Below are 19,121 nucleotides of genomic sequence, written 5' to 3'. Positions count from 1 at the left end.
GTTATATTACTGTTGCCGTTTTAGACAGTGTTTCCATATCGTTTTAATGTAAATGACAATATGTATAGTTTTCGAGATAGAAGTTTCTATTATTATAGATATTGTTATTAATGTGAGTACTGGTCTTCTTGTGAAGATAGCTGATAAAACAGTGAAAACAGTATGTATTTTTTCTACTAAAAAGGTAGGTATGTCATGGCAGAGCAATTTGCTAAAGCTTGGGAAGGTTTTGCTGCAGGTGAGTGGCAAAGCGAAGTAAACGTTCGTGATTTTATTCAAAAGAACTACACGCCGTATGAAGGCGACGAATCTTTCCTAGTTTCTGAAGGTACTGAAGCAACTAATTCGCTTTGGGACAAAGTAATGGAAGGTATCAAACAGGAAAATGCTACTAAAGCACCTGTTGATTTTGATACGTCTGTTATCTCTACCATCACTTCTCATGATGCTGGCTATATCAACAAAGATTTAGAAACTATCGTTGGTCTACAAACAGAGAAGCCACTAAAACGTGCAATCATCCCTAACGGTGGTGTACGTATGGTTGAAGGTTCTTGTAAAGCATACGGTGAAACTCTTGACCCAATGGTTTCAAAAATCTATTCAGAATACCGTAAAACACACAATGCTGGCGTTTTCGATATCTACACTCCTGATATCCTAAAATGTCGTAAGTCTGGTGTTCTAACTGGTCTTCCTGATGCTTACGGCCGTGGTCGTATCATTGGTGATTACCGTCGTGTAGCACTATACGGTGTAAACTACCTAATGAAAGATAAGCAAGCACAGTTTGCTTCTCTTCAAGAGCGTTTCGAAAACGGTGAAGATCTTGCGGCAACAATGCAACTTCGTGAAGAAATCTCTGAGCAACACCGCGCTCTAGGCCAAATGAAAGTTATGGCTGAGAAATACGGCTACGACATTTCTGAGCCAGCTCAAACTGCTCAAGAAGCTATTCAGTGGACTTACTTCGCTTACCTAGCTGCTGTTAAATCTCAAAACGGTGCTGCAATGTCTCTAGGTCGTACTTCGACTTTCCTAGACGTGTACATCGAACGTGATATCGCTGCTGGCAACATCACTGAAATTCAAGCTCAAGAAATGATTGACCACTTCGTAATGAAGCTACGTATGGTTCGTTTCCTACGTACACCTGAATACGATGAGCTATTCTCTGGTGACCCAATCTGGGCAACAGAATCTATGGGTGGTATGGGTGTTGATGGTCGTACTCTAGTTTCACGTACGAACTTCCGTTTCCTAAACAGCCTATACACTATGGGTCCTTCTCCAGAGCCAAACATCACTGTTCTTTGGTCTGAGCAACTGCCTGACGGCTTCAAACGTTTCTGTGCGAAGGTATCTATCGATACTTCTTCTATCCAGTACGAAAACGATGACCTAATGCGTCCTGACCTAGAATCTGATGATTACGCAATCGCTTGTTGTGTATCTCCAATGATTGTTGGTAAGCAAATGCAGTTCTTCGGCGCTCGTGCAAACCTTGCTAAAACGATGCTTTACGCAATCAACGGCGGCGTTGATGAGAAGCTGAAAATGCAAGTTGGCCCAGTAGGCGATAAGATCACTGACGAAGTACTTAACTACGATGACGTAATGGGTCGCCTAGACACATTCATGGATTGGTTAGCTAAGCAATACGTGACTGCTCTAAACAGCATTCACTTCATGCACGACAAGTACAGCTACGAAGCGTCTCTAATGGCTCTTCATGACCGTGACGTTCGTCGTACAATGGCTTGTGGTATCGCTGGCCTGTCTGTTGCAGCTGACTCACTGTCTGCAATCAAGCACGCGACAGTTAAACCTATCCGTGACGAAGACGGCATCGCAACTGATTTTGCAATCGAAGGCGATTATCCTAAATTTGGTAACAATGACGCACGCGTTGATGACATCGCTTGTGAACTTGTTTCTACATTTATGGGCAAAATCCGTAAGCTTACAATGTACCGTAACGCTATCCCTACTCAGTCTATCCTTACTATCACGTCTAACGTTGTTTACGGTAAGAAGACTGGTAACACACCAGATGGTCGTCGTGCAGGTGCTCCTTTTGCTCCTGGTGCGAACCCAATGCACGGTCGTGATGAGAAAGGTGCTGTAGCATCTCTAACATCTGTAGGTAAACTACCGTTTGCTGACGCTCAAGATGGTATCTCTTACACTTTCTCTATCGTGCCAAACGCACTAGGTAAAGAAGAAGATAGCCAACGTTCTAACCTTGCTGGTCTAATGGATGGTTACTTCCACCACGAAACTGGCATTGAAGGTGGTCAACACCTTAACGTGAACGTTCTTAACCGCGGAACTCTAGAAGACGCAGTTAAGCACCCTGAGAAATACCCTCAGTTAACAATCCGTGTTTCTGGTTACGCTGTACGCTTTAACTCTCTAACTTCAGAGCAACAAGCTGACGTAATCGCACGTACTTTCACTGACTCTCTATAGTTTATAGACCGTCAATGATTGATAAAGCCTCGCTTCTGCGGGGCTTTTTGTTATCTGAATAAAAGACAACCGACTCATAATCATAGTAATTTGAGGATGCGCACAGTTTTAGTTTTCAGTATTATTGCCGCTCACTTTGGCCTATTTTTTGCTGTACTATCAAGAGTCAATCATTACTCGTAGTACTAGAATGAAGTCACGTTTTCTCCTAGCTTTAATCATCGCCTCTTCAAGTGTTGCCGCTTCTGAGCGCTCGACCGTCACTTTTGCATTAGATAATGATGGTATTTTTGGTGTTGACCAAGACTACACCAATGGTCTTTTTCTCTCATATACTTCCGGTGCAATAAATACACCATGGATACTCACCCCCCTTAGTTTGTCCGCATGGGGTGCAACATCACTCGACAAATTTGAGTTTACGCTTGGACATAAAATGTGGACGCCAAATGATATCGAATCTTTTGATCCCGTAGCCTATGACCGCCCCTATGCTGGCTACTTTCACGGTGAGTTCAACTTTATAAGTCTTCATCCTCAACAGGCGCAACGTTTTAACCTCACTCTAGGTACTGTTGGCGAGAATTCATTTGCTAGTCAAGCTCAAAAACTGGTTCATAGCATCACAGGATCCGATGACCCTAATGGTTGGGAATATCAAGTGGATGAGGGATTTGTTGCCAATGCAGGTTACTTGTCTCACTTCAATCTAGGTCGACACAACTCATTTGGTTCTACAGAGCTGGAATTCTCAAATATTAGCGAAGGCAATATCGGTGGATTTCGAAGTGACCTATCTACAGGGATGATGTTTCGCTGGGGCACAGATCTTAGTGGAAATATGGGGGCAGCCAACATTTCAACAGAAAACCCATTTAGGCCCGGAATGATTGGCGCTTCAAAAGCGGCGTGGTTTTTGTTCACTGGTATTGAAGGACGTTATCGATTTAATGACATTACTATCGAAGGCGAGCGACCAAATCTTTCAAACCCTGAAGAGTACCCATCCACCTTAGAAAACTGGCAATCTAGTGCTGTTTGGGGGGCGGTTTGGTATAACCAATATGTAGGGGCGAGCTTTACGCTAACAGCGAAAACTCCCGATTATAAAGAGGCACCAGAATCCATATATGGAACGGGTGCCCTATCTCTATTCGCATTCTTCTAACCAGTTTTCTCTTTTTTCTGCTAACTCAAACTAACAATTTTACAATTATATATTAAAGCGATCGCAGTCTGAATTCAGGCTGCTTGATCGTTGATCTACTAGCTGGCTGGTTTGACGCAGTTGCTCATTGTTATCTTCTAGCTCTTTCATAGCAGAAGAGATTTCTATCATATTATTGGCCATTGACTGACTGGTCGTCGCAAGCTCTCGAATCGACGCGAAGATGACTTCGGTTTGGTGCGCAGCATCGTCTGCTTTTTCAGTGATTTGGCTTAGTGCAGTCATTGCTTCATGACCTTTATCCTGCCCTGCATGAATAGAAGATTCAGATTGGCCAATGTACTGAATAACCTCGGCACTCTCTTTTTTCATGGTTTCAATCGTTCCAGAAATTTCTCCCACAGCGTCAACTGTTCTCACTGCCAGATTTCGAACTTCATCAGCCACTACGGCAAATCCACGGCCTTGTTCACCCGCCCTTGCCGCTTCAATCGCCGCATTTAGTGCAAGTAAATTCGTTTGCTCGGCTATGCCATTGATGATCTCCATGACAGAGTCGACTTTTGATGATGCAGTTTCTAGCTGCTGAATATGTCCTGCCGCAGATTGTAAAATGCCGTTCACATCTTCCAAGGAATCAATCGCTGCTTTAATGACTGTCGCGCCCTCTTCTGCGGCCTTCGTCGATGACTTACTTATATCAGCAACAAACTCTAACGAATTTGAAACCTCTTGTGTGGTGACACTCACCTCTTCTGTCGCAGAAGCTAATAGCTCTGTCTGACCAAGTACTTTAGATTGGTTATGAACCAAGGTATCGATTCCATTATTAAGCTCTGCTGCATTTTCCGACAGAGCATTACTACTCTGCTGTACGCCATGAACAAGCTCTCCTAAATTTTCACAACTCTCATTTATCGTCATCGCAAGCTGATTAAACTCGTCATTAGAGTTATCTCCAATTTCCATTCTTTGTGACAAATCCCCTTTCGCAACACCTGACAACACGGCACTGGTCTGATTAATCGAACGCGTTAACGTCATGCTTACCTTAATAAATATGGCAATGGTAAACACGGCTAATACCGCGCAAGCAATCAACACTGACCACTGAGTTTGCATCGCACTATGCTCTGCATTATCTTCATATTGTGTGGTGATTCCAGCGAGTATGCTGGTGACATCTTTAATGACGGTCGTCAAGCGAGATTCACTTTGGAACAGGCTTTGTTCAATTGTACCCATTTGTTGAGACAGCTCTGCGACCCTCATAAAGGTCGTCTTCATTACCTCAATCTCTTCTTCGTACAAATCGAGCATCGCATAGGTGTTCGACATATTGACGAATCCAGCCATCGCTCGATTAAACAATTTTAGATTCTGTTCGTTCGGCTGTAGAAGATAGTTTTGTTGCGCTTTTATCATTGCTTGAAAATCAGAATTCAGGGTGACCATTCCGGTTTCTTCAATCTTCATTTCTATCGTGACTGCCAGCTGCTTTAACTGACCTAACTTACCTTCGTCTACATTAAAACCAAGCTCAGACTTAACATCTAACCATGGTAGAAGCGTTTGGGAGAACTGCTCAACACTGCCGGATAAATTATCGGCTTCCAGTGATAATTCTAGCTCTTTAAGAAAGACGCTATCTTGAGCCACCATTTGCTTGATCTCTTCAATTTTGCTTTTTACTTCTCCAACTTGAGTCGCCGTTAATGAATCAAGATCAGCGGCTAAAGCTAATAGCTCACTTTGTGTTTTATGGATTGAAATTGAACCAGCAGCAACATCGCCACTGCTTTGATATTGTGTCCCCATGATAGACAGGCGGTTTGATGTGAAAATTCCAAGGCAAATGAAGCCTATGGATAAAACGACTAAAAAAAGAGTAATCTTTTGTCGTTGAGATAGAGCAAATACTTCCATGACATACCCTTATTTATCATTCAGATAAATAGATTAAGCAAAAAATGAGCAACTGAGTTCTTATTTATAGTTTTATTAATTATAACAACTCTATAACATATCGCCCGTGATATGCGATGTTTTTTCCTCACTGTTTTATAAAGATATAGTTACTGTCACAAGTCCTGTTTATACGGGGCTATTTATAATAAAATAGTCTGCAATTATTCCTTTTATGAGATGAGTTCATGTCAACAACTGGTCGCATTCATTCCTTTGAGTCTTGTGGTACTGTCGATGGCCCCGGCATTCGTTTTATCGTCTTTATGCAAGGCTGCCTAATGCGTTGTAAGTATTGCCATAATCGCGATACTTGGGATACCCATGGTGGCAAAGAAATCACCGTTGAAGAAATTATTAATGAAGCGAAATCATATCGCCACTTTATGAAAGCTTCCGGCGGTGGCATCACCTGTTCCGGTGGAGAAGCGATGCTTCAACCTGAATTCGTTCGAGACTTCTTTCGTGCTGCTAAAGCCGAAGGCATTCATACCTGCCTAGACACCAATGGACATGTTCGTAAGCATACTGAAGTTGTCGATGATGTATTAGAGTCTACTGATCTTGTTATGCTCGATCTCAAGCACATGAAAGATGAGATCCATCAAGATTTCATTGGTGTATCTAACAACCGTACATTGGACTTTGCCCGATATTTACAAAAAATCGGCCAGAAGACTTGGATTCGTTACGTTGTTGTTCCTGGTTATACTGATGATGAAGAAGCTGCGCATATGCTTGGCGAGTTTATCAAAGATATGGATAACATCGAAAAAGTAGAGCTTTTGCCTTATCACAGACTTGGTGCACACAAATGGGAAGCACTAGGGTTTGATTACGCACTTGAAGATATCGATCCGCCATCAACAGAAACAATGGACAATATTCAGTCTATCTTGAGTCAGTATAATTCAAACGTAAAATACTGATTTAAACTCGACGGCTATTGCCGTAAAAACTAATTCTAACAAATTAAAACTAACAGAGAATCACGATGGAAATGACAAATGCTCAACGTTTGATCCTATCAAACCAGTATTACCTAATGTCACAAATGGCTCCTGAGAATGCTGAAAAATATAAGCGTTTTCAAACTATTGTAGAGCGCGGCTATGAACTACAGATGCAAGAGCTCAACAAAGATTTTGGCTGTATTGTCGAAGCGGAATGTCGTCAAATTATCGATATTTTGGAGATGTATCATGCGATGCAAGAGTCAAATAAGATGCTTAAAGAAGATGAGCGGAAAGATGTTGATCAAAGACGCCTTCAGTTTTTAGGTTTCGATATCGCTCGTGAATCTCAATTGGTTAACTACGTTCGTTTCCTTGTTGATTCTGAAGGTCTATATCCGCAATTTGATAAAGCCGATCATCACTTCAACAGTCAGATGCCAATGCTAGACAAGTACCGCCGCATGCTAGTGACATGGCGCGCTTGCCCACGTCAGTACCATTTATGTGCAACTGAATTGAATCAAATTTTCAATGCTTAGGCTCTCTGTCTAGTAACAATAATATCAAAAGGGTTAGTAGTCATTACTAGCCCTTTTTTTATTCAAAATTCCCACCTAAGCTATTCATTGGTTAAAACTTTCTCTACATCACTCTTTTGTAATTAAACGCATAATTGTTAAGCATAATTCTGAAACTAAACTAATCTTAAATATGAAAGGATTTGTATTTTCTATGCGGGTTGTTTGACAGTTTGATCGGTTCAGAGGGGATTTCAGTATGAGTATTTTCGACCACTTCCAAGCACGCTACGAGGCAGCCAAGGATGAAGAGTTGTCACTTCAAGAGTTTCTGACTCTTTGTAAGGATGACAAAAGTGCCTACGCTAACGCAGCCGAGCGACTTCTGCTCGCTATTGGTGAGCCAGAAGTCATTGACACGGCACTAGACCCCACATTGAGCCGTATTTTCTCCAATCGTGTGATCTCAAGGTATAAGACATTTAAAGATTTCTATGGGATGGAAGATGCCATAGAGCAGATCGTTTCTTATTTAAAACATGCAGCTCAAGGGCTAGAAGAACGTAAACAGATACTCTATTTGTTAGGTCCGGTTGGTGGTGGTAAATCGTCTTTAGCTGAAAAACTAAAGGCCTTGATGCAACAAATGCCGATTTATGTGCTTTCAGCTAATGGTGAGCGAAGCCCAGTTAACGATCACCCATTCTGTCTATTCGATGTTAATGAAGACGGGGAAGTACTGAAACAAGATTATGGCATAGAGAAGCGATACGTACGCTCCATCATGTCTCCTTGGGCAGCCAAACGTTTAAACGAGTTTGGTGGTGATCTATCTAAATTCAAAGTCGTCAAAATACGTCCCTCTATTCTTGAACAGGTCGCCATTGCTAAAACAGAGCCCGGAGATGAAAACAACCAAGATATATCCTCTTTGGTTGGTAAAGTTGATATTCGCCAATTAGAGCACTTCTCTCAAGATGATCCTGACGCATACAGCTATTCAGGTTCTCTTTGTAAGGCAAACCAAGGGTTGATGGAGTTTGTCGAAATGTTTAAAGCGCCAATTAAGGTGCTACATCCACTATTAACCGCAACACAAGAAGGGAATTTCAATGGTACAGAAGGGCTATCTGCCCTGCCATTTGACGGCATGATCCTCGCTCACTCGAATGAATCAGAGTGGCAGACGTTTAGAAACAATAAAAACAACGAGGCTTTCTTAGACCGTGTGTACATTGTGAAAGTACCTTACTGCCTACGTGTTTCTGAAGAAGTTAAGATTTATCAGAAGTTACTTGAACATTCTGAGCTTTCAAAAGCGCCATGCTCCCCTAGTACGTTAGGATTGTTAGCTCAATTTAGTATTCTATCTCGCCTAAAAGAGCCAGAGAATTCATCTCTATTCTCTAAAATGCGAGTCTATGACGGAGAAACCCTAAAAGATACAGATCCTAAAGCGAAGAGTTATCAAGAGTATCGAGACTATGCAGGCGTTGATGAGGGCATGTCAGGTCTATCAACCCGTTTTGCGTTCAAGATTTTATCTAGAGTGTTTAACTTTGACCAAACAGAGGTGGCGGCTAACCCGGTTCATCTGTTCTATGTCATCGAACAACAAGTTGAAAGAGAGCAGTTCCCACAAGAGCAAGCTGAGAAATATCTCGAATATCTTAAAGGTTACCTAGTACCAAGATACGTCGAATTTATCGGAAAAGAGATCCAAACCGCCTATCTGGAATCTTACTCAGAATACGGTCAGAATATTTTTGATCGATACGTAACCTACGCTGATTTTTGGATTCAAGATCAAGAATATCGCGATCCAGAAACAGGGCAGCTGTTCGATCGAGGCTCACTAAACAGCGAACTTGAGAAAATTGAGAAAACCGCCGGGATCAGTAACCCTAAAGACTTCCGAAACGAGATTGTTAACTTCGTTCTTCGTGCAAAAGCTCATAACAATGGTAAAAACCCAGTTTGGACGAGCTATGAAAAACTGCGCACTGTTATCGAGAAGAAAATGTTCTCTAACACGGAAGAGCTATTACCCGTTATCTCATTCAACGCAAAAACATCGTCGGAAGATCAGAAAAAACATGATGATTTTGTCGCTCGTATGATGGAAAAAGGCTATACCGAGAAACAAGTAAGATTGCTATCTGAGTGGTATTTACGCGTACGTAAATCTTCTTAACTGCAGGCAACGCTAAACCCGTAGGTCTTAGCCATCACTACAAACTGTATTGATGGCTAAAGGCTCAGTGGTGTGATGTTTATAGAGGAATTGCTTATGGCACAATTTATCGACAGAAGGCTAAACGGAAAAAACAAAAGTGCGGTCAATCGCCAACGATTTTTGCGTCGCCATAAAGAACAGATTAAAGAATCGGTTGCAGATGCTGTAAACCGCCGCTCAATCACAAACACAGATTCCGGTGAAGATGTTTCTATTCCCCATCGTGACATCAAAGAGCCTAGCTTCCATCAAGGCAAAGGTGGCAAGCGCGAACGTGTACATCCTGGCAATGACCAGTTCATTAAAGGCGACAAAATTGAGCGCCCTAAAGGAGGTGGTCAAGGGAAAGGGGCTGGAGAAGGTGATGCAAGTCCTGATGGTGAAGGCGAAGATGAGTTTGTATTCCAGATCTCAAAAGATGAATACTTAGACCTTCTTTTCGAAGATCTTGAACTCCCCAACCTCGAAAAAAATCAAGTTAACAAAGTAACCGAATGGAAAATTCACCGAGCCGGATTTCAAACAGCCGGTATTCCATCCAATATCGCTATTGTTCGTTCATTGCAACAATCACTGGCACGTCGGACGGCAATGACCGCCGGGAAAAAACGTTTGCTAGCTGAATTAGAACAAGAGCTGGAACAAATCAGAAACACTGAGCCTGCCCAAATGCTTGAAGAGAAACGCATCAAGGAGGAAATCGAAGAATTAAGAAATAAACTCAAAGCCGTACCATTTATCGATACCTTTGATCTGCGTTTTAAAAACTATGAAAGGCGCCCTGTGCCCTCTAGCCAAGCCGTCATGTTTTGTCTAATGGATGTCTCTGGCTCTATGGATCAAGCGACTAAAGATATCGCTAAACGCTTCTATGTCTTGCTGTATCTATTCTTAAATCGAACTTACGAGAATGTCGACGTGGTATTTATTCGCCACCATACTCAAGCAAAAGAGGTGGATGAACACGAGTTCTTCTACTCACAAGAAACAGGTGGAACCATAGTATCTAGCGCATTAAAGCTAATGAATGAAATCGTCGCTGAACGTTACCCTGCCGCTGAATGGAACATCTACGCAGCGCAAGCGTCTGACGGAGACAACTGGGCAGATGATTCACCACGATGCAAAGAGTTACTGGTTAATAAACTGCTGCCGACCTGTCAGTATTATTCTTACATAGAAATTACCCGTCGCTCCCATCAAACACTGTGGCATGAGTATGAAAAATTGGAGCAACAGTTTGATAATTTCGCCATGAAAAACATCCGTACTGTTGATGACATATTCCCAGTCTTTAGGGAACTTTTTGCCAAGGAGGGGCAGACATCATGAAGATATCTTCCTTTATTGCAAACAGCGAACTTTTTCAAAAAGAAACAGCTTAGGGAAATGTGCCCATGACTACAAAATCAAAAACAACGAAATCTAAGGCAGATAAAGCAAAGAATAAGATGCTTCCAGATGGACCTGACTGGACATTCAGTTTACTTGAACAGTATCACGTTGAAATAAAGCGGGTTGCTCAACATTATCGACTCGATACCTACCCTAATCAAATTGAAGTTATTACGTCTGAACAGATGATGGATGCGTATTCCAGTATTGGAATGCCGATCAATTATAATCACTGGTCTTTTGGCAAAAAATTCATTCAAACAGAGCAAGGCTATAAGCATGGTCAAATGGGGTTAGCTTACGAAATAGTAATTAACTCTGACCCTTGTATCGCCTATTTAATGGAAGAAAACACAGTCACGATGCAAGCACTTGTGATGGCGCATGCCTGCTATGGACACAATTCTTTCTTCAAAGGCAATTATCTATTTCAAACTTGGACAGATGCCAGTTCAATCATCGACTACCTGTTGTTTGCTAAAAACTATATAACGGAATGTGAGGAGAAATATGGCGTAGCTGAAGTTGAGGAGTTAGTCGACTCCTGCCATGCCCTAATGAATTACGGTGTGGACCGTTATAAACGTCCGGAAAAAATATCCATTGCGGAAGAGACTGCTCGTCAGCAAGAAAGAGAATCCTATCTTCAATCACAAGTAAATGAACTTTGGCGTACCGTGCCAAAGGCAAAAACGGAAGAAGAAGATATGAAGGTTAGGTTTCCGACCGAACCCCAAGAGAACATCTTATATTTCATAGAAAAACATGCTCCTCTACTAGAGCCTTGGCAACGAGAAATTGTCCGGATTGTTCGAAAAATCAGCCAATATTTCTATCCACAAAAACAGACTCAGGTCATGAACGAAGGTTGGGCAACGTTCTGGCACTACACCATATTAAATCACCTTTATGACGAAGAGCTAGTGTCAGATAAGTTCATCTTGGAGTTCCTACACAGTCACACAAGTGTCGTCGCTCAGCCTGCTTACAACAGCCCTCAGTTTAGTGGGATAAACCCATACGCACTTGGATTTGCGATGTTCCAAGACATAAAACGGATCTGTGAAGATCCCACAGATGAAGACAAGGAGTGGTTTCCCGATTTAGCAGGTTCTGATTGGCTTGATTCTCTTCATTTTGCCATGCATAACTTTAAAGATGAGAGTTTTATTAGTCAGTACTTGTCACCAAAATTGATGCGCGATTTTAAGCTATTTGCTATCAATGATGATGACAGAAAGAACTACATTGAAGTAAGTGCCATTCATAATGACTCTGGGTATCGCGAAATTCGTGAAAAGCTTGCGGCTCAATATAACTTGAGTAACTTAGAGCCTAATATCCAAGTCTTTAATGTTGATGTTCGTGGCGATCGTTCTCTGACCTTGCAATATGTCCCACAAGATAGAGTCCCCTTGGACGACAACTATGAAGAAGTTCTCAAACACCTTCATCGAATCTGGGGTTTTGACGTCATTTTAGAAGAGCGTAAAGAGACAGGGAGACGGGAGATTCTTGCCACATGCCCACCGCGAAAGGAATATGATTCTAAGACTTGAAGCTAGCAGATCAAATTGAAGTTAAAAATCTCAAATATAAAAAGGAGCGATATTCGCTCCTTTTTTATGGCTGTGAAATACAACTTAGATACTCAAGCTAAACTTGTTACTTAACTTACCGTTAGCAGTAGGAAAGCATTATCTATTTGTTGTTAAAAATCAGTAATCAATGAGATAAAATAGCTCTCACTATCTCTAAGTCTTCTGGAGTATCAACGCCAGCAGCGGGCGCTTCTTTTGCGATATCAACATGGATTTTTTCACCATGCCAAAGGACACGCAATTGCTCTAAGCACTCAATCTTTTCTAACGCTGTCGGTTGCCAATTAATGTAGGTATTAATAAAGCCGGCACGATAAGCGTATATTCCAATGTGACGCAGTAGAGGTTGAGAAACACTAGGGTTCTCTTTATTAAAAGCATCTCTATCCCACGGTATAGTGGCACGACTAAAGTACAGAGCGTAACCCTCTTTATCGGTCACTACCTTAACCGAGTTAGGGTTAAAGACTTCACTCTCATCAGAAATTTCAACACCCAATGTTGCCATAGGAGCAACGCTGCCAGCCAAGTTTTCTGCAACCTGTTTAATGATAGAAGGTGGCACGAGCGGCTCATCTCCTTGAACATTAACGATAATATGATCATCAGGTATGTTCATCACTTTAGCAACTTCCGCTAAACGCTCAGTGCCAGACTCATGGTCTGCCGAGGTCATGCATACTTGCCCACCAAATGATGTTACAGCTTGTGCTACCCGTTTATCATCTGTCGCTATGATAACCTGTTCAGCTCCAGCTTGAATGGCTTGCTCGTAAACCCACTGAATCATAGGTTTCCCTGCAATATCAGCTAAAGGTTTACCCGGAAGACGCGTCGACTGAAAGCGTGCAGGAATAACAACAGTAAATGACATTAACGTCCCTCTTCTGCCGTAATCGTACGAGCTTCAGGTTCAATTAGAACAGGGATACCCTCTTTAACTGGGTATGCAAGCCTGTCAATTTTACAAATAAGTTCTTGGTTTTCTTTATCAAATGTCAGTTTACCCTTACATACAGGGCAAGCGACGATTTCAAATAGACGATGATCCATATTGTTCCATAACCTCTTTTATTTTATCTAAAATGCGCTGTTCATTGACCGACTCAAATTCAGCAGAAACAGGTAAATACCACCATGTCTCCTTCGCAAATTCTCGGCATTTCACCGCGTCTTTTTCTGTCATGATGATGTTTGAACCCAACTGGCTTAACGCATCTAACTCTTGCTCTTGATACGCTTGATGATCTGCAAAGCCTTTGGTTTCAACTAGCTGTGCATCAAGCTGACTCAATGTGTTAAAAAATCTAGGAGGATGCCCTATTCCGGCAAATGCGACTACTCGTTGTAATGTTTTGACCGAGACTCGCTCGCCAGTAACTAAATTAACCGCTTCATCTGGCGATAACGTCATTGCCATCTCACCACTTTCAGGCTTTCCGCCGTTAGTAATAACAAAATCCACTTCTTCAAGGCGCGAGAGTCCCTCTCTCAGTGGCCCTAGGGGTAGTAAACACTCATTACCAAAGCGTCTTGCACCATCAACTATAGCAAACTCAATATCACGCTGTAGCGCATAGTGTTGAAGTCCATCGTCAGTGATGATGATATCTACATCTTCTACCAGTAACGCTTGAACCGCTTCTGAACGGGTTGGTGAAACGGCAACTGGAACACCCGTTCTCTGCTTAATGAGCTTGGGTTCATCTCCGCAATGGTCCGCAGAAGTCGAGTATTCAACAACAAGTGGATAACTTGGCGCTTTAGCACCATATCCTCTAGAGACCACACCAGGCTTATAGCCTTGTTTTTTTAACTGCTCAACAAGCCAAATTACGACTGGCGTCTTACCATTACCACCAGCGGTTATGTTTCCTACCACGACAATTGGAATCGGCGCTCGGTAACTCGTTTTATTGCCTAACTTATAAGCACTTCGGCGCTTTGTACTTATATATAAGAATAACTGGCTTAATGGCCACAAAAATGGCCAAAGCAGATATTTTAATGGATGATTCTGAAACCAGATTTTTTCAATCACCAGTTAATCACCAAATTGAATACGATGTAACTGAGCATAAGCGCCATTTTGACCTAACAGCTCTTCATGCGGGCCACGTTCAATCACTTTACCTTCATCTACAACCAAGATCTCATCAGCATCTTCAATCGTAGATAGGCGGTGTGCAATTACCAGTACTGTTTTATCTTTCTGCAATTCTTCAAGGGCAGCTTGTATTGCTCTTTCTGATTCAGTATCAAGTGCGGATGTTGCTTCATCAAGAATAAGAACAGGCGCATCTCGTAGCAGTGCTCGAGCTATTGCGATACGTTGACGTTGTCCACCAGATAGGCTTGAGCCATTTTCACCGATAATCGTGTCTAACCCGTCTTCAAGGTTATCAATAAAATCCATTGCATGTGCAAGTTTAGCTGCATGTTCTATCTCTTCACGGCTATATTGCTCGTTTGCTGCGTAAGATATGTTATTGGCAATCGTATCGTTAAATAAGTGAACGTTCTGAGAAACTAATGCAAAATGAGTTCGTAAATTGGTTAGCTCATAATCACGCACATCGTGGCCATCGAGTTTAATCGTGCCTGAATCAACGTCATAAAAACGTGTGAATAAATTAGCGATGGTACTTTTACCAGAGCCTGAACGACCAACTAGAGCAACTGTCTTGCCTTGAGGAATAGTAAAGCTGACGTTAGATAAAGCAGGGGTATCTTTACCCTCGTACGAGAACGTCACATTATCAACGGTAACAGAGCCGGTTGCTTTTTCTACTTTAAGTTTGCCATTATCACTTTCAGTTTCTAAATCCATAAGAGAGAACAGAGTTTGACACGCAGCCATACCACGTTGGAATTGAGATGTAACATTGGTCAAAGCTTTTAATGGACGAAGCAGAGCAAACATCGCCGAGAAAATTACGGTAAAAGTACCTGGGGTTAACTCCGCTTTAATTGAATCAACACTGGCTAGAAACAGAACCGTTACCAAAGCAATTGAAGCAATTAACTGTATTACCGGGTTTGCGACTGCTTGTGCTGCCACTAGCTTCATCGTTTGCTGACGCATTTGATTACTTACTTTATCAAAACGTTCGCGTTCTACTTCTTGTCCGCCATAGCTTAAAACGACTTTATGACCTTTCAGCATCTGCTCAGCAGAAGAGCTCACATTTCCCATACTGGTTTGCATATTCTTCGAAATTTTTCGAAATCGCTTCGAAATAATAGTAATACCCCAAGCAACAATTGGAGCCACAAGAATTAAAACCAACGAAAGCTTCCAACTGTTCCAAAACATCAACGTCAGTAACCCAATGATACTCGCGCCTTCTCGTACAATACTAACCAACGCACCACTTGTTGAACCGGCTACTTGCTCTGAATCATAGGTAATACGCGACAGTAAACCACCTGTTGATTCTTTATCAAAAAAGGTGACCGGCATGTGCATAAATTGGTGAAATATCTTACGACGCATGAGCATCACGACATTTCCTGAGACCCAACTTAAGCAGTAAGTAGAAACAAAGCCACTCAAGCCCCGTAAAAACATCATACCAAAAATGATCAATGGCAAAATACGAAGAAAACTTGATTCAGTCTCGCCAAAGCCTTCATCTAAAAGAGGCTTTAACAGAGAAAGCATATAAGTATCGGCAACGGCATTGATAATCAGTGCAACCACTGCAACCGCTAAACCTGCCTTATAACGTCGAATATAAGTCCATAATCGTTTAAACGTTTGCAGCGTTGTTTCATCTGTAGTGGTAGACATAAAAGTGCTTTATTTTGAATGCAATATTGCGGTTATTCTACTCCGTTCCGTAGCATCTGCCTATACCAACGAGCACCTTCTCTTTGACGAATACTAGAAACCTGCCACATATCTTGGCTAACATGTATGGTAATTTGCCCATGCTGACCAGTATCTAACCAGTCAGCCCCTTGCCGAGTATATCGGTCAACCACTCGCGGGTCTGGCAATTGCCACCTGCCACCTTTTGCTAGAGATGCGATAACCACTGTGGGGTTCACTGCTTGAATAAATCTAGATGTTGAAGACGTAGCACTACCATGATGAGGCACGATTAATACATCACTTACTAATTGTGTTGGGTTACGCACGAGCATCCATTCAACTAATACCTCAATATCCCCTGTTAATAAGAGGCTAAAGCTTGATTGCTTATCAACTACTCGAATGACACAAGAGTGAGGGTTATACGCTCTATCAACAGACTTAGGAGGCCATAGCACTTCAAATTTTAGCCCTTCCCAATCTAAAGTCTCACCGACAGTGCAAGGCATATAGTTCGGAAGTCTCTGCGGAGTAAGCTTTATACGTGGAGCAAAACGTTCCTCCAATGTAGTTCTACCCGCAGCATGGTCTGAATCTAAATGGCTCAATATAAGACCGTCGAGCGTGTTAATACCTCGTTTAGCCATTATTGGGATGATTGTTGACTCAGCAATAGACCCCGTATCCCACTTGTTTCCGGTGTCATACACTATCGCCTTACCATTTTTCTCAATTAATATTGCAAGACCATGCCCTACATCCAATACGTCTACTCGCCATTTACTTGAATCTGTTGGCATGCTCCATTTATGCCACCAGAACGTAGTAAACAGAACCACCAACATTACCCGTGCTCGTTTATTTAAGTAATAACCGATAAAAAGCAGAACCGACATGGAAGCGATAAATGTTATTTGACTTTGCGTTAATGTCACCCAGCTATTCGAGGCGTAATTTGTACTCCACTGTATTGGCTGCATTAAATACCCGACGATTCCCCAACACAGGGAGGAAAAATCAACGTTAATAGCTGTCATCAGTAATGAGATTAATATAGTGGGAATAATGACAAAGCTAAACCAAGGGACAAATATTGCGTTATATATCAGGCTGCTAATACTCGTACCACTGAATATTAAAACCGTTATTGGTACCATCCAAAAGACAATTAATACCTGCACTTTTAATGCAACCAATAACTTTCCCTTATTCGTCTCAGTTTGGCCTAAAATATAAAACACCATGGATACAGCATAAAAAGAGAGCCAAAAGCTACTAGAGAAAGATGAAAACGGAGAGATCAATAATACTAATGCGAGTGTCGCTAGTAGCTTTTTAGGAAGAGGCTGTTGGGTGCTAGAGAGAATAAATAGTGAGCCTAAAACACACATAGCCAAAGCTCGTTGAGTCGGCAAACTAAAACCGGCAAGCCAAGCGTAACCTAAAGCGAATGTTACTCCCCATAACCAAGGAGCCCAAAGTAGCCACATTGAACATCGACTGATTAACTTACCCAACCAGAAACCAACAAAAAACATTGCCCCGATATGTAAGCCCGAGATAGCAATAAGATGAATTAATCCGCTATTTCGATAGTTTTTCCACTGCTGTTTTGTAATGAAACTACGCTCGCCAAAGACTAGCGCAATGATTGGGCCTTTCACTGTGCTTTGTTCTAGATATCCTAGTATTCGCTGATAAAGAACCTGTCGATATGAAAGACTACTTTTCACTACATAAGACTTTGCTCTATTCACTGAGGCTCGTGCAACCCACCTTTGCGATATATAATAGGATTCGATATCAAACCCAACTTCATTTAACCGACCATAAATAGGTTTAACCGAGACTGTCGCATTGATAATATCACCAAGTCTAAAAGGTCTGTCACTGACAAGTCGGATCTTCGGCTGGAGTAAATAGGGCAAACTTTGACCATTGATTGATCTAAGTAAAACAGTGCCCTCATAACCATGACTGATTTGCTTAAAAAAGCTGTCAATTCGAGCATTTATGGTAATATCCGCAGCGGTTCTAAAAATCATATTCTGCTGATGTTGTAACTGATTGCCATTTATTAACACGATGAATATCGCAAGGGAAATGCCAAATAATCTACGTAGCCTTCTATACTTGATTGAAAGTAATGTGCACGTAATGGAGAGAATAGACCACTTCCAGTCCGGCAAGAATGGCCAGAATGGAGCGCTTAATACAGTTATAGAGAACGAAAACAACGTCCAGTAATTAAATAAGAGAGTCATATTTCCCTATGCCAAGAAAATTCATCAAACGTTTTATGCCTGACCACAGCGTGATTAAGCGTCAGAAGGCATTAAAAATTTTTGGCAATGTTTTATATAACCCTAACCTTTGGTGTTTGAATCGTCGATCCGCTGCTGGAGCATTTGCGGTTGGTCTATTCATGGCTTTTGTTCCTCTTCCAAGCCAAATGATCATGGCTGCTGGTTTGGCAATTTCTTGTGGTGTAAACCTTCCTCTTTCGGTCGCTTTAGTCTGGATAAGCAACCCTGTTACTATGCCTGTTTTGTTCTACTGCGCTTATAAAGTTGGTGCACTTGTTATGAATGTTCCTGCTCAGAGTTTTCACTTTGAACTCACCTGGGAATTCTTGTTTAGTCAAATGCACACCATTGGTCCCCCATTCCTACTCGGTTGCTTAATCTGCGGTATCATCGCGGCGATGATCGGCTACTTTGGTATTAAAGGACTATGGCGCTATTCTGTTGTTCGAAGCTGGCAACAACGTCGACTACGCTAGCCAAATACACCTTAAAGATAAAGACAACGGATATAGAATTAGCACACACTTAAAATTACCGATGTAACCCAAAGTTATGTCGATATGATTAAAAGCTACCTATGCCAGTTGCCCTTCGTTAGACAAACTTTGTATCTGCCACTCTTACAAGCTCTAATCCCGCTATAATTCGACGACTTATGCTTTGATTTCCCACTCCAAGTAAATGATA

14 protein-coding genes are annotated in these 19,121 nt (G+C 41.8%); 8 read left to right on the top strand and 6 right to left on the bottom strand.

The window, feature by feature from the left end:
* Nucleotides 1-195: 195 nt before the first annotated feature.
* The gene (gene pflB, locus L4C54_RS10590) at nucleotides 196-2,472 is read left to right on the top strand and encodes a formate C-acetyltransferase (protein WP_428808150.1); all 2,277 of its coding nucleotides are present in this window, start codon (nucleotides 196-198) and stop codon (nucleotides 2,470-2,472) included.
* A gap of 190 nt (nucleotides 2,473-2,662) precedes the next feature.
* Entirely contained in the window at nucleotides 2,663-3,640 is a 978-nt protein-coding gene (locus L4C54_RS10585; protein WP_428808149.1) for a lipid A deacylase LpxR family protein, read from the top strand.
* Nucleotides 3,641-3,685: 45 nt separating this feature from the next.
* On the opposite strand, the gene L4C54_RS10580 is transcribed toward L4C54_RS10585, so the two are convergent.
* Nucleotides 3,686-5,566, bottom strand: a complete 1,881-nt coding sequence (locus L4C54_RS10580; RefSeq protein ID WP_428802361.1) for a methyl-accepting chemotaxis protein — start codon at nucleotides 5,564-5,566, stop codon at nucleotides 3,686-3,688.
* Between the two features lie 227 nt (nucleotides 5,567-5,793).
* Between L4C54_RS10580 and pflA the strand changes: the two genes are divergently transcribed.
* From pflA to L4C54_RS10555, 5 genes are all read left to right on the top strand, one after another.
* Nucleotides 5,794-6,534, top strand: a complete 741-nt coding sequence (gene pflA / locus L4C54_RS10575; protein WP_428808148.1) for a pyruvate formate lyase 1-activating protein — start codon at nucleotides 5,794-5,796, stop codon at nucleotides 6,532-6,534.
* 65 nt (nucleotides 6,535-6,599) lie between these two features.
* Nucleotides 6,600-7,100 (top strand): YfbU family protein, encoded by a 501-nt coding sequence (locus L4C54_RS10570; RefSeq protein WP_428802363.1) that lies wholly within the window; start codon nucleotides 6,600-6,602, stop codon nucleotides 7,098-7,100.
* 238 nt (nucleotides 7,101-7,338) lie between these two features.
* Nucleotides 7,339-9,273, top strand: a complete 1,935-nt coding sequence (locus L4C54_RS10565; RefSeq protein WP_428802364.1) for a PrkA family serine protein kinase — start codon at nucleotides 7,339-7,341, stop codon at nucleotides 9,271-9,273.
* 96 nt (nucleotides 9,274-9,369) lie between these two features.
* Nucleotides 9,370-10,647, top strand: coding sequence for a YeaH/YhbH family protein (locus tag L4C54_RS10560; RefSeq protein ID WP_428808147.1), 1,278 nt, complete (start codon nucleotides 9,370-9,372; stop codon nucleotides 10,645-10,647).
* A 65-nt stretch (nucleotides 10,648-10,712) separates the two neighbouring features.
* Nucleotides 10,713-12,269 (top strand): SpoVR family protein, encoded by a 1,557-nt coding sequence (locus L4C54_RS10555; protein WP_428808146.1) that lies wholly within the window; start codon nucleotides 10,713-10,715, stop codon nucleotides 12,267-12,269.
* 166 nt (nucleotides 12,270-12,435) lie between these two features.
* Here L4C54_RS10555 and kdsB read toward each other — a convergent pair whose 3' ends face one another.
* The 5 genes from kdsB to L4C54_RS10530 are packed head-to-tail and all read right to left on the bottom strand — an operon-like array spanning nucleotide 12,436 to nucleotide 18,173.
* On the bottom strand, nucleotides 12,436-13,185 hold the full coding sequence (kdsB, locus tag L4C54_RS10550; RefSeq protein WP_428808145.1) for a 3-deoxy-manno-octulosonate cytidylyltransferase: 750 nt from the start codon (nucleotides 13,183-13,185) through the stop codon (nucleotides 12,436-12,438).
* The gene (locus L4C54_RS10545; RefSeq protein WP_428802368.1) at nucleotides 13,185-13,364 is read right to left on the bottom strand and encodes a Trm112 family protein; all 180 of its coding nucleotides are present in this window, start codon (nucleotides 13,362-13,364) and stop codon (nucleotides 13,185-13,187) included. The genes kdsB and L4C54_RS10545 overlap by 1 nt, the downstream gene beginning before the upstream one ends.
* Nucleotides 13,345-14,352, bottom strand: a complete 1,008-nt coding sequence (lpxK, locus tag L4C54_RS10540) for a tetraacyldisaccharide 4'-kinase (RefSeq protein WP_428808144.1) — start codon at nucleotides 14,350-14,352, stop codon at nucleotides 13,345-13,347. The genes L4C54_RS10545 and lpxK overlap by 20 nt, the downstream gene beginning before the upstream one ends.
* A 3-nt stretch (nucleotides 14,353-14,355) precedes the next feature.
* Nucleotides 14,356-16,104: a lipid A ABC transporter ATP-binding protein/permease MsbA gene (msbA, locus tag L4C54_RS10535; RefSeq protein WP_428808143.1), complete on the bottom strand. Its 1,749-nt coding sequence runs from the start codon at nucleotides 16,102-16,104 to the stop codon at nucleotides 14,356-14,358.
* A 32-nt stretch (nucleotides 16,105-16,136) separates the two neighbouring features.
* Entirely contained in the window at nucleotides 16,137-18,173 is a 2,037-nt protein-coding gene (locus tag L4C54_RS10530) for a DNA internalization-related competence protein ComEC/Rec2 (protein WP_428808142.1), read from the bottom strand.
* A 227-nt stretch (nucleotides 18,174-18,400) separates the two neighbouring features.
* Here L4C54_RS10530 and L4C54_RS10525 point away from each other — a divergent pair, with 227 nt between their 5' ends.
* Nucleotides 18,401-18,910: a DUF2062 domain-containing protein gene (locus L4C54_RS10525; RefSeq protein ID WP_428802372.1), complete on the top strand. Its 510-nt coding sequence runs from the start codon at nucleotides 18,401-18,403 to the stop codon at nucleotides 18,908-18,910.
* Nucleotides 18,911-19,121: the final 211 nt, after the last annotated feature.

Origin of the sequence: Vibrio lamellibrachiae, assembly GCF_050337265.1 — a bacterium.
Taxonomy (GTDB): domain Bacteria; phylum Pseudomonadota; class Gammaproteobacteria; order Enterobacterales; family Vibrionaceae; genus Vibrio; species Vibrio kyushuensis.
This window is presented reverse-complemented; position numbering and strand designations above follow the sequence as displayed.

Excerpts from the sequence above, each read along its gene's own strand:
- pflB (WP_428808150.1), top strand. The coding sequence starts at position 196 with ATGGCAGAGCAATTTGCTAAAGCTTGGGAAGGTTTTGCTGCAGGTGAG.
- L4C54_RS10585 (WP_428808149.1), top strand. The coding sequence starts at position 2,663 with ATGAAGTCACGTTTTCTCCTAGCTTTAATCATCGCCTCTTCAAGTGTT.
- L4C54_RS10580 (WP_428802361.1), bottom strand. The coding sequence starts at position 5,566 with ATGGAAGTATTTGCTCTATCTCAACGACAAAAGATTACTCTTTTTTTA.
- pflA (WP_428808148.1), top strand. The coding sequence starts at position 5,794 with ATGTCAACAACTGGTCGCATTCATTCCTTTGAGTCTTGTGGTACTGTC.
- L4C54_RS10570 (WP_428802363.1), top strand. The coding sequence starts at position 6,600 with ATGGAAATGACAAATGCTCAACGTTTGATCCTATCAAACCAGTATTAC.
- L4C54_RS10565 (WP_428802364.1), top strand. The coding sequence starts at position 7,339 with ATGAGTATTTTCGACCACTTCCAAGCACGCTACGAGGCAGCCAAGGAT.
- L4C54_RS10560 (WP_428808147.1), top strand. The coding sequence starts at position 9,370 with ATGGCACAATTTATCGACAGAAGGCTAAACGGAAAAAACAAAAGTGCG.
- L4C54_RS10555 (WP_428808146.1), top strand. The coding sequence starts at position 10,713 with ATGACTACAAAATCAAAAACAACGAAATCTAAGGCAGATAAAGCAAAG.
- kdsB (WP_428808145.1), bottom strand. The coding sequence starts at position 13,185 with ATGTCATTTACTGTTGTTATTCCTGCACGCTTTCAGTCGACGCGTCTT.
- L4C54_RS10545 (WP_428802368.1), bottom strand. The coding sequence starts at position 13,364 with ATGGATCATCGTCTATTTGAAATCGTCGCTTGCCCTGTATGTAAGGGT.
- msbA (WP_428808143.1), bottom strand. The coding sequence starts at position 16,104 with ATGTCTACCACTACAGATGAAACAACGCTGCAAACGTTTAAACGATTA.
- L4C54_RS10530 (WP_428808142.1), bottom strand. The coding sequence starts at position 18,173 with ATGATTTTTAGAACCGCTGCGGATATTACCATAAATGCTCGAATTGAC.
- L4C54_RS10525 (WP_428802372.1), top strand. The coding sequence starts at position 18,401 with ATGCCAAGAAAATTCATCAAACGTTTTATGCCTGACCACAGCGTGATT.